The sequence below is a fragment of the Halorubrum tropicale genome (genome assembly GCF_001280455.1).
Lineage (GTDB): Archaea > Halobacteriota > Halobacteria > Halobacteriales > Haloferacaceae > Halorubrum > Halorubrum tropicale.
Genome location: NZ_LIST01000009.1, coordinates 1 through 15,254 on the forward strand (window position 1 = coordinate 1; position 15,254 = coordinate 15,254).

The following is a 15,254-nucleotide window of genomic DNA, read 5'->3' on the forward strand; positions in this document are numbered from 1 at the left end:
AAGTCACGTCGCGATCCACAACTGGGTTCATAAGGCCGATCTACAGCCGATCTCGACCGTCTCCGAGGATCAACTCGCGGTTGACGAAAAGATGATCCGCCTCCACGGCCAGAAGTTCTGGCTGTACGCCGCGGTTGATCCACAGACGAACGAGATCCTTCACTTGAGCCTCTATCCGACCGCAAATAAACAGACAACGCGATGGTTTCTCACCGAGCTACACCGGCGCTATCAGCTGAATAACGTCGAATTTCTCGTCGATGACGCAGACTATCTTGGATCAGTTCTTGCTGAAGACGGGTATCGATTTCAAATCATTCGACATGGAAATCGGAATGCTATCGAACGTGTCTTTTGGGAGACAGAACGACGAACATCATCATTTGCGAATAGTTTCAGCAATGTCGCGCTAGAGACAGCTCAAAACTGGCTCGAAGCCTTTGCCGTCTACCACAATTCACGCCAAACTTAACGCGACCCAGTAGGCTACTAAGAGCGGATACCGTCGCGAAAGTACCTTAGCCTAAAAAATAAAACGGGGATACTTGACTTCCAGTACAGTCAGCTGGTAGGAGCGTTGCTCTCCTCCACTTCGAAGCCGCCGTTGTCCTGCCCCACGGTGACGAGCGTGGCTTCGCCACCACGCTGGACACCGAAGAGTTCGAAAGCGTACTCGGCGGACAGAGATGCGGTGAACGACGAGGCGTTCTCGTCGATGTTGTCTTCGGTCTTCCCCTGGAACGTCGCGAACGGACCGGGAAGCGAATACTCGAGATCCTGGGAGGGGCTCTTGTAGTCGTCCCCGTTGTAGTCCCAGCTGAGAACCTGCTTGTGAACGTAGACCGTTCCGAACCCTACGACGGTTCCCTCCACTTCGATGATCTCGTTCGCAGTCGTGTAGCTGTCGCTGGTCTGGAGATCCCGTGGTTCGGTGTGCATCGTGATCTCCAGATTGGCGTTCATATAGAGGTCGGCAATCGCCTCTTTCTGAGCCTTGGACAGTTCTTTCGCGTACCGGTTCTGCTTCTCCTCGGAGAGCCTGTCGACATCGTTGAGGAACCCAACAACCTCGTCACGGTCGTCTGGGTCGAAGTCGGTGTCGACGTCATCAGCAGCGAGAGCTGAGCCTGCGCCCGCACCACCGATGCCCGCGAGGGATGCGAGTGCGACACCGCCGACTCTGAGGGCGTTTCTCCGAGTACTCTTCGGCTGGTCTGTCTGCTCGTTGGGATCGTTCCCTGACATAGCTCTATCATGTGTCCGGGTATCCGAACACATTTCTCCCCTATGGCACATAATATATTATTATTAACTGATGAAATATTATCACCAGGTTGAACTGGCGTTCCACACACAAACAAATTCCAACATGGTGATGAAATGAAGACTGTTTGACGACAGTACAACCCTTGAACTCGAAAAAGGAGTATTACAGTTCAGTTCGGTCTTTAGATTGTAAGTTCGTGCTCGTTGTTCTTGTGGAAACAAGCGTGACCGGCAGCCTTCCGTCCGATGTCACGGCTACCTCCAACGCAATACGTGGAATCATTGATATTCGTCGCGTGAGTCGTATGACCGACAAGAACAACATATTTGATGCCGGCAATGCCCTCGATACGATACATCGAACCGCCCGATTCGCCCTCGCTGGCTTCGATGCCGTTGACTACAACTCCCCGATCTTCGAGGTCGGTACAACCGTTTCCAATCGACTGCTTTGTTGAATCCGATGACGGCGTCGGGGTTACTGTTTGAACGCCTGTTCGAGGTTGTAGACTGCGGCGGTCAACACGAGTTCGCGGAACTCGCGGTACCAAGCGCGAGGGTGGACAGCGGGGCCGAACCGACGCTTGATGCCCAAAAAGGCCGACTCGGCCATCCAGCGCTGGCCATATAAATCGCTGTCCAACCGTGCGTTGTGTGCGTGATCGTACGCAGCGAACAGTCGGTGGCGCAGTAAAGGCCGGACGCCCTCTGAACGGAGGGCGTCCCGGAGAAATTGGTCGTCATAGCCTTTGTCGCCGGCGAGACTCTCGATTTTCTCGGTCTTACGAAGGGCGACTCGGCGGCCAGTCTTGGTGTCGTGGGGCCAGTGTGTCGAGCAGTGAACATCGAGGATGGCACACGAATCTGTATCGACGAGTACCGTCGTTTTGAGCGTGTATATGTGGCGATCCGAGCGGTGTTGGTAGTGTCTCGATGCCGTTTCGCGGTCGAAGAATGTGGCATCGATGGCACCGTGCGAGCCCGGCTCGCAGATGTCCGCGGACTCACGAAGGAAGCCACGCCACATCGACATGGGCACCCTCTCAAACGACCGGTACAGCGTTGAGGGTGCGGGAAATGCCGTCCGCGACAGCTGTAACAGACCACGAACTCGATCCATTTCACTCGCCCAATCGACGATTTCGCGGTACGTCGCATCCATGTGAACCCGCAAAAAGTGGAGCGTGACATGCTTCCAACCGGAAAATCCGTTGCCAGTCGGATCACTCACCGCCGTTAGACTGGCGGCACAGCGCTTTTGAGCCAGCGACGCGGCTTGCTTAACGAAGCGGAAGAGTAGGGTAGTCACATTCGACTCTTCCGCTTCGCTACTACCTTCAGAGCGACGCTATCCCGCCGCCTTCTGCGGATTCAACACCTATGAAAGCCTGCTAGCTCAACAAACCACGTCTGCGATACTATATTTTTCGCCGGGATCGATCCGATCTTGATCACGAGAGAGAAACTACAAGCAGGCACCGTGATAGTTCAGGAACCAGCCGGCAGGCGGTCAGAACGTGAAGGCGACAGCTATAGCTCACGACCGCTGCGACCGGCCGATGAGGGCCGCCGGGCCGGCGGCCCTCAGGCACTCACCTCTGGTGGATCATACACCTCCTCACGCTCCAGCATGTGGAAGATCGACACGAGCAGTTTTCGCGCCGTTGCGACGATCGCTATCTGGTGATTCTTCCGCTGTTTCAACCGAGCGTAGAAGCGTCCAAGATACGGATCGTTACACCGATGAACCGACGTTTGGACGCATTGGACGAGGATTCAGCGTAAGTCTCCACTTCCCCGTTTTGAGATTGATCCTTCAGTCCGCGAGTCACCTGAATCGCGGACGACCGGATCCAATCCCGCGTAGCTCACTACCTGATTCGCCTCGTTGAACCGGTCGATCTCACCGATCTCCGAGGTGATCAGCAACGACGAGTAGAAAGTCACGCCGGGAATCGTCATCAACAGCTGCGTCTCCTCCAGAGACGCAGCGGTCTCTTCGATCATCTCTTCGATCATCTCTTCGAGTTCCTCGATCTGAGCGGTTAGCTCGTCGATGATCGAGAGGAACGACTCCATCAACTGATCGCCGACGACACCGAGCGAGAAATCCTCGCCGGCGAGGATTTCTCTCCCGTTCACGCTGAACGGATCCCAGTCGTAGGTGATCCCGTGTTTGTCGAGAACAGCGTGGACTTCGTTTTTGAAATCCGTCCGCTTCTCGACTAATCGCTTCCGGCCACGCACGAGTGCGCGGCGCTCCCGGAGTTCTTCGGGCGGAACGTAACTCTTAGCGATCATGCCGGCTCGGCGAAGTTGCGCGAGCAACTTCGCGTCGAGCCGGTCGTTTTTCACCTCAACATAGCCGATCGCCTTGGTTTGGCTCGGATCTGCGACAACCACGTCGAGGTGTTCGTCAAGGGTGTCGTAGACCGTGTAGTAGTTGCTGGTTGCTTCGATCGCGGCTTTGGCTCCAGCGTATTCTTCACCGATTTCGTCGAGATTCGCGTTTTTGACGCGAATCTCTTCGACGACCTCGGCATCGTCGTCCAAAACAGCGACGTGCGACTCATCTTTATGAAGGTCGATTCCGAGGTAGTACATGGTTCCTGTGGGGCGGTTTGTGCGTGAAGGGAGCCACACCTATTCGGGCTCGCCGCCCGGATGCTGACGGCATCCGGGCGGCCTCCCATGATAGTGCGTCCTTGGCAGGTAGGCCAATCAGAGCCACGCGTTCTATGACGCTGTTGAATCATCGGCCTTTGACCACCCCAGTACCTCTTCACGCACGCTGGGGACTTAGCAGGCTTTCATCCCATCAGAGCAATGAAAAGATATTAAACTGACAGAAACATCATCGACACCAATGGCAATGTCTCTTAAAATAAGCTAACGTCTTACGCTGTGAGGAGTGTACCCTCATCTTCGAATCCGGAGACCATTTTTTTCGCCCATCGGATCACTTGCGGATTTGTATTTCGAATGACAGTTGAGAGATGATTTGTCCGAGAATAGATACCCGTATACAGAATTTCATCATCAATCAGAAAGAGGCTATATTGTGGAAGTTCGATCCCTTTGTAGATCGCTTTACAAGATTCGATATGTGGGATGATTGTATCAGGTTGATTCTTGAGAAGAACATCTAAAACGCTATTAGGCTCTGTTGAAATCCCATTCTTCAGACACAAACAAAGCTGAAACAGCCGGTTACTGAAGAGTGAGACGTGGGCAATCATAGACACAGGCACCATAATGTTAACCACGTTGGGTGGAATCGATTCATATGGAACGACGAAAATTCGTTTCTGGCCTTCTAACCGTTGGAACAGTTGCAGTGGCTGGCTGTATTGGTGATGGAGAGTGGAGCCCAACGATTGATGGAGGTGAGTTAACGCTCTCACCCGGTGAGGAGTCAACAATCACCGTCGAGGCGACTGATATTGGCGGATTCTCGTTTCAGCCGGAGCCAGAAGGAGTTACCATTGAGACCGATCTCTCGGAGATAAATGTGACACCTCCGCCAGATTCAGGAGGTGACTCAGACCCACCTCAATGGTACTGGTCGTCACGTACTGACGTAACCGTCGAAGCACCAATTTCCATCGCAGAGTCTGTAGAACCCGGTGAGTACCAGTACGGGGTTACAGTCTATCTAAATGATGACTCTGACCGAACCGTTCAAGAAGAATTTGACCTTACAATCACCAGTAGCTGATACAGTAGCCACTCCGATTTTGTCCTCATTGAGTGTCACTCCTACAGACTACATTGACCGTTCAGAGTGATCGGTCGATGTTGTGACTGAGACAGGCGATAGTGAGTTCACGGAACTGCTTCCACCAGCGTCGTGAGCGGACAAATGCACCGTATTTTCGTTTGAGCGTTGAATTGACCGTCTCTGATTGACTCCGCTGGCCGTAGAGATCAGTGTCTAAGCGTGCGTTCCATGCCCGGTGGAGTGACGTGAACTCACGATGCTTGATCAGTGGACGAACCTCGTGTTGACGAGCAAGTCGTCTGATCTTCTGGTCGTCGTAGCCCTTGTCACCGAGTAGAACGTCAATATCTTCGGGGTTGCGCTTGATCAACGACGGCGCAATCTGGCTATCGTGTTTTCGTGTTGTCGTCACGTGGAGATCGAGAATTGAGTTCACCTTCGCATCAACCAATAGCGTCACTTTGAGTTGCTGAATCGTGAGTTCCGCGCGTTTTGTGTAGTGTTTTGAGGCGTGACTGCGGTCGAATCCTGACGCATCAACACCAACGACACCGCTCGTCGGAAGTAGCGTCGCTGAGAGGGTCAATATAACACGCCATACAGCCATATCAAGTCGATTGAACGCCTTACAGAGCGTTGATGGCGTAGGAAGCTCGGCTAGTCCAAGAGCTCGGCGGATGCGTGGCATCTCGATCAGTTCGTCAAGCAGGCCACGGTAGGTTGTGTTCTTTCGAACTTTGAGACAGAGCAGAACAACGTGCTGTGGAAGTGTATAGCGGTGTTTGGAAAACTTCGAGGAGTATCGAGAGACTGCTCGGCGGGCCAGATGGACCGCCTTCTCGGTAAACCGGAGAATCTTCGACTTTGGGAGGGCCTTCATCTCGTCGAATTATACGGCGAACATGTAACTCTCTGAGGATTTCAACAGAGCCCGCTATTACTCAGAAATAGCGTGATATCCTCCTTATTGTCTGCTCCCTGTCTGAGAATTTGGTCGATGTAGGGAGTCAACACCTCTGTGGCTGCTACGATCTTCTCTCCGTTTCCGATGTCTTCGTCGATCGACTGTATCGTCTCGTAGGGGGCGGAGTCGGGTGGGTGAAAGACAGATCCACCCAGAAAAATTGACTTGTCTAAACCTGCGTCAGGCGGGAGCGATGACAGTTCAGTACTCGTTTCTTTTAATATCTGGAAGGAGTTCCTGAACTCTTCACAGAGTTCGTATGCGGTCTTTCCAGTGTATGTTGGCTTACAGACTCCATCCACACGTTTAACTAGATCATGGTCTTCCAATTCTCGAACTGCCCGGTCAATAGTTGGGCGTGATTCTGAAAGATTCTCAACGAGCGTGCGTTTATACGGTTTTTCTTGGCAAATAAATTCGAGGATATTTTGACGTTTGAGGACCACATCCAAGATATTTTCTCTGTGGGAGACCATACTATATATTAATATACCAAGTAAAATTAAACTTATGATATATTAAATTGTGTCTCAAACATTCACAATTGTCTTATTGGACTATACTCAGGAATTATAAGGGTAGTGTTCAGATAAGTTGATTCCATGCGAAAGCGAACGGTCTCAGCCACTCGTTAGCAGTTTCTGCTTCGGCATTGCTGAAACAGTTTGAGAAACTGGTAGTTCTGCGTTTTACCTCACGAAAGACACGTTCAACGCTGTTTCGATTTCCATGTCGTTCGTATCTGAAATCGAGGCCATGTTTTTCACATGCTCGGTGAAGTGGAACCGCACCATCAACGAGAAAGATCGCATCATCCACGTCGTGTTTTTCGCGGAGTTCCGCAAAAAATTGATCTGCGATCACGTTCGTTCTTGTCGGCTCAAGCCTTGTGTGAAGTAAATCGTTTGAGTCTGGATCGACGGCAGCGTACAGCCAATATTGCTTATCGTCAAGCTGAATCACCGTTTCATCAACCGCAACGTGATTCGGGTTCCGACCAGATTCTGGCTGTAGATCAGCCTTGTGGACCCAGTTATGAACCGTGGATCGAGCCCGATCAACACCGAATACCTCAAGAAACGAAACAGTATTCGAAAGCGATAATCCAGCAAGATGGATCTGAATACTGAGCTTCATCAACAACTTCGGTGTTGCTTCTCGCTCCACAAAGTCTAAGTCAATCTCGTCTAAACAGCCGTTGAGGCGGTCGTTTTCGGGCATAGACCACTTTGAAAACGTACCGCCTCACCTTTCAATCCTTATCTGAACACCGCCGTTGTATGGGCCCAATACGTCTTCAACTGACGGTTCCCGCATTGTGAACGAGTCAACGGCAGCAGGTGTCTGTTCAATCGTTTGAATAACTGGCCACCGAGCATTTTGGCTTCGTGTGACCACGACGAACCCGCTCTGAAGAATGATATTCACCAACAATTATTTAATAGATAAGGGGATAAGAATAAGCATGAATCGTACTGACAGCGATGGTGAGCAAAACATTCGGAAACTTGTGCGAGAAGAGGTATCTCAGATGGGACGCTCTGTTCTCTCAACAATTGTATGGACAGTTTTGTCGATTGTGGCGGTGCTCACAGGACTCCAATCGATTCAGTTAGTTGGTTATACGAACGGTATTGTAGCTGCTGGATTTGTCAGTATAGGGGTTATCATCACGACTGCGAGCCTCTATCTGCTATATCTCTTGTACCGGTGACGATATCCTGCGAAATATTTTTTCGGTGACGTTTGTAACGATCATAAACCCTTGACAGACTACACGTATCTCAGTATAATATTGAAACTGTAGAAGAGAGCCGTAGTATTATTATCCGTCCGAGCCTTTATCAACCGTTCGGCCCGAGCGGTAGTTATATACAGCCGCTTCGATCCAGCCATAATCGGTCGCTACACAGGAGAGTCCACTCTTGACAACGATACACCGGTTATATTTCCCTTTTTGATAGGATGTTGCGTAGTAGTTGTCTGGATGATATGTAAGGTTCTCATCAGAAATGCCTTGATAGTCCCAGTTGACGAGGACATATCCCTGTGCGTTTCCGATCGCCGATGGAGAAACGTTGATGACCTCATCGTCATCGACACACCAACCGATATCTACCTCGAAATTGAACGCTTGGAACGTGTCACCAACGAATGGCACTTGGATATAGGCAGAGACTGTGTCACCGTAGTTGTTACAGCTCTCCTGCGAGGGGCCGTTACCTGTGGTTGTAGCGCCCGTTTTTCGGGCCGCTTCTTTGTCAACGACCAACTCCGCGTCGCTTAACATTTTGTGGACCACCTCAACTTGTTCCTCAGAGAGGTCCTTGATTACACGCTTACGTTGGTCAACGATTGCCTGTTCCGCCTCAGCGACAGACTTCCGTTCTTTTACACCGACCGACCAGTCGAACGTGTTAGATATGAAACGAGCGACGGCCTCATCATCTTCCGGATCGAACGATGTATCGAACGGACTTGCGGAGTCGTCTGTGTTGTCGCCGGCGACAGCACCTGCGCCTAGAGGCACTGCTGCCGCAGCGGTACCGAGCGTTCGCAGTACTCGGCGGCGAGTAGAATTTGACACCACTTTCCGTGTATCATCGGTGGGATCTGGGGTCATTGTATCACCCAAAAATCCATTTTGTGTGGTGCGTATTTACTCCACCTTCTCGGAAAATAGCGATATATCCGCACCCTTGTGAGTTGTCACCACCTCCTCCCAACCACTCGCTTTTTCAACCCGGCTTCAGTGATTTTTATGCGCTCAAATTATTACCCATTCATATACATTAATCAATATTAGAAAAGAACTTAAATTGGAAAGTAGTCTATAATGTGACGTGATGGCCCCCCAAAGTCCGTCAGACCTCGCCGATACCCTTCTGAAACGATATGAATGCCTCCGCGCTCTTTTCGATCAACCTCGGCAAAAACGGGACCTCGTCGACGAAATCGGGATCCCCCGGTCTACGCTTGACGACATCGTCCGAGAACTTGAGGCAGCCGATCTCGTTGTCTATCGTGACAGCAAGTGGCAGCTCACCCTCTTTGGCCAGTATATGCTCAAGCAGCATATCAACTACAAGGAGGGGCTCGAGAGTCTCACTAACGTTATCCCGATAATCAAGGAACTCCCGCGAGACACTCCCGTCGAGCGTCGTTTCCTCCGCGATGTAGAAGTCTACATCGCAACTACTCCAGTCCCTGATGGTGTCATGCAAGTCTTTCTTGATGCCGTAGAATCCGCAACCCATGTTCGCGGTGTAACTCCACTCGCTATGGCTGGGTATGATGAACCGTTCTACCGTGCTGCTACAAGTGGTAGTGACGCCCAGCTGGAAGTTGTTCTTCCCCTTGAGACGTTTGAACGTCTTCGAACGCTCCATCCCGATTCAACCGCGAAAGCGATGAATGATGACGATACTACATTGTACCATGCGGACATCCCGGTGACGTTCTCCCTCTGGATCGCGGACGATGATCATACAGGTCTCATCGTGTATGCTGATCAAGGGGTACAAGGTATTCTGATTAACGATACGAATGACGCACTCGACTGGGCAACCAACCAATATGACCGCATCCGGAAAGACGCGGAGAAGCTCTTCTATCGTGGGTCTGCTAGGCGTAGTGCGGGATTTAGCTGATTCGGCTCTGTTGAATAGTGGTTGATGATCAACGGTTCATCAGTACCAATTTTGGGACCATGTGGTTCATCAGCTTACGGACCGATTTACACCTACTTTGTCCACCCAATCACCGCTATTCAACACCACAACAGACCACCATCCGAAAGCTCTACCGACAGCTCAAGAAGAATTAGAAATGGTCGTCATCTACTCGACGAAATAGGTCTTGTAACTGAGGCGGCAACTCTTTTGGATGTACCTGATTGCCAGCTCGTAGATCTTCAGCGTATGCTTCGATTGACTCTGGATTATCAACCCACTCCAGAAAATCACTCCTGCGGTCTTCGTATTCACGTCTTGCAGTGATGAGTCGCTCGTGGCTCTCTGTCACTCCGAGATGGCGCATCCGCTGTCGGAGGTAGTGGCCCAACGCTGTAAGAGTCCACACACGGCGGACGGAGTCATCTCGGTATGCTTGGTCAGGAACAATCAGCCTGAGATGGACGGCTTCGTCCCGGCGATCATTTAGATATCCACGGCTCACATCCAGTAAGTCGTCGATTTCGTCGAATCGATACCCTTCATCATCAAGAAGAGAGATCAACTCAACTGCGCCCTTCTTCTCAAAAAATTCCGATAGTTCATCGTAATCCACATCCTCTAAATTGGGCGCTGTATCGGGGATATCATCTGGCATTACATACTGCTCTGTGATGCAGCGCTATTCACCTTGTACATTAGTTCAAATTATACTGACATTCAAAAAATACTCAAATATTCTATGTATTACTGTTTGAGACGAACGGTAGTATGCGAATTTTGTTTTTAATCCTCCGTATCGAAGGTTATTCCGGAAACTTCGGAAACGACACGCCAGTAGTTAGGTTCAAAATGAATCTACTATCGATACTAATGTCTTCACTCAACTGGGCTGTTGACAGCTCATTTTTGTCTATCGGCGGTGAGAGCCGATGAGCAATGAGAGCAGTCGGGTTCAAAGTAAGCTGACAAAGCAAGTTGATGATGTCCTTACTGCAAATACGGACTGGATCACACTTGCGAACGAACTGGACGTGAGTCGCTATACGCTACGGGACGCACACCCAGAGTGGAGTTCGTCGCTTCCGTTTCGGCCAATGTTTCTGGCGTATCTGTGGGCAACTGTCGAGCGTGAATCCCTGTCAGGAATCCCAGAACGCCTCTCTGACCGACCGGAACTCGCCCGTGCATTTGGGTTTGAGATGGATGATCTCCCCTCAGAAAGTAGCTGTAAACCAGTTCGGCTTAAAAGCCGATTCGGAAAGTTACATACGGTCGTCGAATCAGGTGCTGAAGAGATCCGCCTGCTCGCGGCTGAACGAGGCGCACCAATCGGGAATGCTCTTCTCAAAACAGCGGATGACGAAGACAAAGAGTCGCTGTCAAATCGAACCGTCCAACGCTTGCTACGGAAGAAGGGTCACGAGGTGCTTGATGAGTTGAAGTCAGTAGCCATCCCTTCAATCTCACTCTCTCGCTCGGATGACGCGATCTACGACGACGATGAGTTACTCGTCTTAGAAGCAATCGCATCGATCAAGCAGCAGGCGGCACACGGTTCGGGACAGAAGCTGGGTGACATGAAAAATCCAGATCCCGCTGTTGATGACTCGTTCTACGAGGATGGTCCTTCTGGTGAGACCCTGTTGGAGGCTCTCAAGCAGATGTCCATCGAGGACATCGCGACTGTGCTGAATTTCGCTCTCAGAAAGACCTACACACGCGCGAAGCCCCGAATCAGGGAGCTCGAACACGATAACGGCTCACGATTTGGGACCCGAGCAAAGGTCGCGCTGGACATCACGTATGTTGCCTACTATGGCGATCGCGACGAGATGAAATGGGTCCAGGGCGCGCCAGAGGGAAAGGGATACACCTGGTGTCACAAGTTTGCGACGGTCGTGATCGTCGGCGAGAACACTCACTATGTCGTCGGGGTGTGTCCGCTTGGGAGTACGGACTACGCCGCGACAGACGCCTATCCCGGCAAGGGCAATTCCTACTATATTGGGGATGTTGCACGGCGACTCCTTTCGATCGCCGAAGACTACGTCGACATCAGGATGGTGTATGCCGATCGGGAATTCCACGCTGTGGACGTCATTCAGACGCTTACTGACAAGGGATTGGACTACGTGATCCCTGCTCAGAAAGATCAGCATCGAATTGGACCGATGTGTGACCGGTTTGATCAAGTGAAGCAGGGGTATCACGAACCGAACGACACCCCGCTGTATGTCGAGGACGATTTCGTCATACACGGTACAGTGAAGGGTGGCGTCTCAAACCACACGGTACATACGACCGTTGCCGTGTTACCCCCAGCGGAAGATGATGATGTCCATGAAGAGGGATCGCCACAGCCGTTTCTCACCAGTCTCGATGTGAGTGACGAGGTCGCACTCGATCGGCGCTGGGCGAAAAAGCAGATTGAACAGTACAGTAACCGCGGAGCGATCGAGAACTCGTACTCGTCGATCAAGAACGCAGCAGCGTGGACTACCTCGAAGGAGTTTGGAGTACGGTGGTTTCATTTCGCTTTCGGGTGTGTGGTCTACAATATGTGGTTGTTAGTCGATTTCCTCACACAAGAGCGTATTGGGGTCATTGAAACCCGGAAGAAGCCCAGAATCACACTCAGTCGGTTCCTTGATTGGCTGGACAAAGAGCTGATCACACTCATTTAGAGCTCGGTCTGGGCTAGCCCTTCGCGAGAGGCATCACTCTTTGCTGAGGTAGATTTCGACCGATAAGTTTGTTTAGTATAATAATTCTAGCTCTATGATAGCAATTAGAGCGTAATCGCGGCTATTTCTAGCGGGTACTGGTCCAAATAGAGTCGATCCCGTGAACGTTTTGACCGGCATTCGCAACTCCACGAGTCAGATATCATATAGCGAAATGCAATATACTTCACTTCGATAACGGGGTGTTCCCGCTGATCGATCCCGGATTGAGGCGTGTTTACCCCGGCTTCGAGACAAGAGGATCAACCTCCTCGAGGGTGTGAACGCGCCAGACACCAGGTTTCCGGTGACTTTAGTGCTAGAATGCGAGATAACTCAGGCTATCTAGAACACTGACCCCACCACCCACACTGTCCTGTGGTTTCAGTCTTAACCAACAACCGGCAGTCCCAGCACCGTTTGTTGGTTAAGATTGAGCAGAGCGGCTTTCCCGGACCACACGGATCGGTGTGTATGGGCGATATCTTCCGCGTCAACTGCCCAGGCTGTGGACAAGGGAAGGGCCCGATCACGACGCACCCAGGCACCGTCGGCATCCACTGCTCATGCGGGATCACCGCAACTGTCGACATCGGCGCGCAAGAAATCAATGAATGGTGGGAGCGAGAGAACTGAACTACCGGGGGACGACACCTACGTTTATTCTTCACGCCGGGTAGAATATGGTATGAGCCGTGAGCCTCCTGACGCCGACATAATCTCGGACGAGGAGCTCACCGAGTTGCTCGCCGATGCTGAGGGGACGACGCCCGAGGAGATCGAGCGCAGCGCTGCTACACTCGAGATCGTACCGCGTGAAAGGACGACCATCGTCGACATCGACGCGTAGCACTACTATTTCGATTTGTTTTCAGCACTACTGAGCAACGGCTACAGCTGGATCTGCTGACTGGCGGTTCTATCCTCAAAAACAACTCAGATCGGCCAGATAGCGGTCACCGATGACGGTCACTTCTCTGGAGATTCACACTTTAGTGTTGGATAAGGCTGTCACCGCGGAGTCCTCGTAGACATCTACTTACTGGCCATCGTACCATAGAGGCGCACCGAACGCCTTAGAATAACAGTCTGGGTGGCAAGGCTCTTTTTGCTTGTCGAGCCACGCCTGATCGAGGGGAACCTGCTCTCCACAGAGCCCACATTCGGCACTGTGGCCCCCCCTGACGGGCATCCGGCGAGAGGTTCTTCGCCTCGGTGTAGAGCTCGTGTAAGGCCCACGGAGTGAGGCGAACAGCGACACGCTCAGCAGCTGTTGGATCCCCTTCCGACATCGCAGCCGAGAGCGTGAGCACCCAATCGTCGCCCGGCTCGCCGTCGGTCGCAGGCCCGAGGGCAATCGTTGACGCCAGGTCGTCGTCGACGTAGAACCAGTCGGCATCTCGATCCACATGGTAGTGACCGCCGGGCCGAGGATTCTCGGGATCGATGTCGTCAGCCATCGTTGTCTCAGCGCTCAGGCGTTCGCCTTGCGCTCCCGTCCCGACGCCGATGTGAGCGGGGGGTCCGCGTCGATCTCGTCGTACCACACTACCGGGCGCTTTGCGCTGCCGTTCTCTTCGACTTCGATGAGCCCGTAGTCAGCGAGCTCGTTCACGTTTTCAAGGACCTCTGGTGGGTTCCGGTCAACAAGTCGAGCAAGTTCACGGATGTTCTCTGGCTCGTGCTCAACGATGGCTTCGAGCAGTTCGAGGTTGGTCGACCGGAATACGCGACCAAACGTCTCGAGGTCCTCGATAGACAGCGTCGGCTCACCGGGTTCGACGTCGTCGCCGGCGTCGATCGCTTCGAGCCGCTCCTTGAGGCCGCTACGATCCGCGGACTTGATCTGGACGTGTAGTGTTCGGGTCATGATGTTGTGGGGTGGGGCTGGGGTTTCAATTGTGCGTCGATCAGCGTACTACCACCTCCAGTGGAAGCAGAAGCATAAGATACACACTCAATATATCACTCCTATTGGATCATGACTTGTGGGTGATTGTGTGTTGTCAAGATATCCAGTAACAGCTAATCGTGTGCTTGCTCTCTATGGGTTCGGATTCCGCAGAGAGAATGAGTCTTAAACTCACACTTGTCGCAGGAGAACTTAGCCGCCCAATTCTCTGTGGTTTTCCAAGTCGCAGCAGGCCGCCCAGAGTGGTTATTAGATACCGTTACTCTTCCTTCTTGTTTGAGCCTTCTTAGCCTGTGATGCGTTCCGGCTTTTTTTACTTCAATCTCATTTGACAAGTCCTCTACGGTCACTGGTTCTCTGTCGCTAATAGCTTTCAGAACAGTCAGTGAATCTTTTTGATTGAGACTGACTTCTGGCGTTTTATATACAATTCTTCTCACACTTCTCGGTGAGAATGGGGTCAGCTCAGCAATATCGTTTGCTGATAGTCCGTAATGAGCGTAAAGCACGGCGCCTGTTCGAATCAATTTGGTATAGGGCTCTTCGTTTTTATCAACGTGTTTTTTTCCGACGCTATGTGCTGCCTTTGATATACTGGAAGGCGCCAGACCGATTTCTGGCCGTCCATACACATTAAAAACCATATTGAAAAAATCGGCTGCTGGGCCTGCTAACTCCTGATGGATAATGGTTTCATACCATTCATTCGGAGCTCCGCCCTCTTTTTTTCCCCCTAACCATTTATTTTCAAACTCGTTAGTTTCTCCCTCTTTTCGACATCTTGCGCAGGGCTTCTCTCGTTCTAACAGAATCGCTGGTGCTTTAGGGCGTCCGCTCGCTCCACACCTAAACGAATTACATGATGCTTCCGGTGGGACTCTAATCTTGATGAAGTCATCTTCCCAGATGAGCCAGTCATTTCGTATGTGTGCAAGCGCGTTCGAAGTTAGCCCTGAGAATGGTGTGACAGCTGTCACTGCCTCTTGCGAAAAGC

At 51.6% G+C, this 15,254-nt stretch carries 15 protein-coding genes and 2 pseudogenes; 6 read left to right on the plus strand and 11 right to left on the minus strand.

What is annotated here, in order from left to right:
• A partial coding sequence (locus AMR74_RS17845; RefSeq protein WP_077152402.1) for a DDE-type integrase/transposase/recombinase occupies positions 1–472 on the plus strand: 472 nt, incomplete at its 5' end.
• Positions 473–561: 89 nt separating this feature from the next.
• Here AMR74_RS17845 and AMR74_RS19695 read toward each other — a convergent pair.
• A complete protein-coding gene (locus AMR74_RS19695) occupies positions 562–1,245 on the minus strand; it encodes a hypothetical protein (protein ID WP_240471218.1) in 684 nt (227 codons plus the stop codon).
• Between the two features lie 326 nt (positions 1,246–1,571).
• Between AMR74_RS19695 and AMR74_RS19260 the strand changes: the two genes are divergently transcribed.
• Positions 1,572–1,724 carry a hypothetical protein gene (locus tag AMR74_RS19260; protein ID WP_167551932.1) on the plus strand — a complete coding sequence of 51 codons (153 nt, stop codon included), beginning with the start codon at positions 1,572–1,574 and terminating at the stop codon, positions 1,722–1,724.
• Positions 1,725–1,744: 20 nt separating this feature from the next.
• Here the strand turns inward: AMR74_RS19260 and AMR74_RS15725 are convergent, their stop codons facing one another.
• Together AMR74_RS15725 and AMR74_RS15730 are read right to left on the minus strand one after the other, a co-directional pair.
• A complete protein-coding gene (locus AMR74_RS15725) occupies positions 1,745–2,575 on the minus strand; it encodes an IS5 family transposase (protein WP_077152404.1) in 831 nt (276 codons plus the stop codon).
• Between the two features lie 275 nt (positions 2,576–2,850).
• A pseudogene (locus tag AMR74_RS15730) lies at positions 2,851–3,870 on the minus strand (IS110 family transposase).
• 682 nt (positions 3,871–4,552) lie between these two features.
• On the opposite strand from AMR74_RS15730, the gene AMR74_RS18750 reads away from it, so the two are divergent.
• Complete coding sequence (locus AMR74_RS18750; protein WP_139043030.1) at positions 4,553–4,984, plus strand: hypothetical protein; 432 nt, start codon at positions 4,553–4,555, stop codon at positions 4,982–4,984.
• 61 nt (positions 4,985–5,045) lie between these two features.
• Here the strand turns inward: AMR74_RS18750 and AMR74_RS17855 are convergent, their stop codons facing one another.
• From AMR74_RS17855 to AMR74_RS18760, 4 genes are all read right to left on the minus strand, one after another.
• Positions 5,046–5,867: an IS5 family transposase gene (locus AMR74_RS17855; protein ID WP_077152405.1), complete on the minus strand. Its 822-nt coding sequence runs from the start codon at positions 5,865–5,867 to the stop codon at positions 5,046–5,048.
• A gap of 41 nt (positions 5,868–5,908) precedes the next feature.
• Positions 5,909–6,427, minus strand: coding sequence for a hypothetical protein (locus tag AMR74_RS18755; RefSeq protein ID WP_139043031.1), 519 nt, complete (start codon positions 6,425–6,427; stop codon positions 5,909–5,911).
• A 109-nt stretch (positions 6,428–6,536) separates the two neighbouring features.
• Complete coding sequence (locus tag AMR74_RS17860; RefSeq protein ID WP_077152406.1) at positions 6,537–7,172, minus strand: IS6 family transposase; 636 nt, start codon at positions 7,170–7,172, stop codon at positions 6,537–6,539.
• 604 nt (positions 7,173–7,776) lie between these two features.
• Positions 7,777–8,574: a hypothetical protein gene (locus AMR74_RS18760; protein WP_139043032.1), complete on the minus strand. Its 798-nt coding sequence runs from the start codon at positions 8,572–8,574 to the stop codon at positions 7,777–7,779.
• Between the two features lie 223 nt (positions 8,575–8,797).
• Here AMR74_RS18760 and AMR74_RS20080 point away from each other — a divergent pair, with 223 nt between their 5' ends.
• A complete protein-coding gene (locus tag AMR74_RS20080; RefSeq protein WP_077152426.1) occupies positions 8,798–9,601 on the plus strand; it encodes a transcriptional regulator FilR1 domain-containing protein in 804 nt (267 codons plus the stop codon).
• A gap of 172 nt (positions 9,602–9,773) precedes the next feature.
• Here AMR74_RS20080 and AMR74_RS17875 read toward each other — a convergent pair whose 3' ends face one another.
• Entirely contained in the window at positions 9,774–10,280 is a 507-nt protein-coding gene (locus tag AMR74_RS17875) for a hypothetical protein (RefSeq protein WP_077152408.1), read from the minus strand.
• Between the two features lie 274 nt (positions 10,281–10,554).
• On the opposite strand from AMR74_RS17875, the gene AMR74_RS15745 reads away from it, so the two are divergent.
• A complete protein-coding gene (locus AMR74_RS15745; RefSeq protein ID WP_053773006.1) occupies positions 10,555–12,309 on the plus strand; it encodes a transposase in 1,755 nt (584 codons plus the stop codon).
• Between the two features lie 727 nt (positions 12,310–13,036).
• Positions 13,037–13,198 carry a hypothetical protein gene (locus AMR74_RS19265; protein ID WP_167551933.1) on the plus strand — a complete coding sequence of 54 codons (162 nt, stop codon included), beginning with the start codon at positions 13,037–13,039 and terminating at the stop codon, positions 13,196–13,198.
• A gap of 189 nt (positions 13,199–13,387) precedes the next feature.
• On the opposite strand, the pseudogene AMR74_RS19710 reads toward AMR74_RS19265, so the two are convergent.
• From AMR74_RS19710 to AMR74_RS18765, 3 genes and pseudogenes are all read right to left on the minus strand, one after another.
• Positions 13,388–13,808: pseudogene (locus AMR74_RS19710) on the minus strand (hypothetical protein).
• Positions 13,809–13,822: 14 nt separating this feature from the next.
• The gene (locus AMR74_RS15750) at positions 13,823–14,218 is read right to left on the minus strand and encodes an HVO_A0114 family putative DNA-binding protein (RefSeq protein WP_053773007.1); all 396 of its coding nucleotides are present in this window, start codon (positions 14,216–14,218) and stop codon (positions 13,823–13,825) included.
• Positions 14,219–14,373: 155 nt separating this feature from the next.
• Complete coding sequence (locus AMR74_RS18765) at positions 14,374–15,237, minus strand: helix-turn-helix domain-containing protein (protein ID WP_139043033.1); 864 nt, start codon at positions 15,235–15,237, stop codon at positions 14,374–14,376.
• Positions 15,238–15,254 lie beyond the last annotated feature (17 nt).

Excerpts from the sequence above, each read along its gene's own strand:
- AMR74_RS19695 (WP_240471218.1), bottom strand. The coding sequence starts at position 1,245 with ATGTCAGGGAACGATCCCAACGAGCAGACAGACCAGCCGAAGAGTACT.
- AMR74_RS19260 (WP_167551932.1), top strand. The coding sequence starts at position 1,572 with ATGACCGACAAGAACAACATATTTGATGCCGGCAATGCCCTCGATACG.
- AMR74_RS18750 (WP_139043030.1), top strand. The coding sequence starts at position 4,553 with ATGGAACGACGAAAATTCGTTTCTGGCCTTCTAACCGTTGGAACAGTT.
- AMR74_RS17855 (WP_077152405.1), bottom strand. The coding sequence starts at position 5,867 with ATGAAGGCCCTCCCAAAGTCGAAGATTCTCCGGTTTACCGAGAAGGCG.
- AMR74_RS18755 (WP_139043031.1), bottom strand. The coding sequence starts at position 6,427 with ATGGTCTCCCACAGAGAAAATATCTTGGATGTGGTCCTCAAACGTCAA.
- AMR74_RS17860 (WP_077152406.1), bottom strand. The coding sequence starts at position 7,172 with ATGCCCGAAAACGACCGCCTCAACGGCTGTTTAGACGAGATTGACTTA.
- AMR74_RS18760 (WP_139043032.1), bottom strand. The coding sequence starts at position 8,574 with ATGACCCCAGATCCCACCGATGATACACGGAAAGTGGTGTCAAATTCT.
- AMR74_RS20080 (WP_077152426.1), top strand. The coding sequence starts at position 8,798 with ATGGCCCCCCAAAGTCCGTCAGACCTCGCCGATACCCTTCTGAAACGA.
- AMR74_RS17875 (WP_077152408.1), bottom strand. The coding sequence starts at position 10,280 with ATGCCAGATGATATCCCCGATACAGCGCCCAATTTAGAGGATGTGGAT.
- AMR74_RS15745 (WP_053773006.1), top strand. The coding sequence starts at position 10,555 with ATGAGCAATGAGAGCAGTCGGGTTCAAAGTAAGCTGACAAAGCAAGTT.
- AMR74_RS19265 (WP_167551933.1), top strand. The coding sequence starts at position 13,037 with ATGAGCCGTGAGCCTCCTGACGCCGACATAATCTCGGACGAGGAGCTC.
- AMR74_RS15750 (WP_053773007.1), bottom strand. The coding sequence starts at position 14,218 with ATGACCCGAACACTACACGTCCAGATCAAGTCCGCGGATCGTAGCGGC.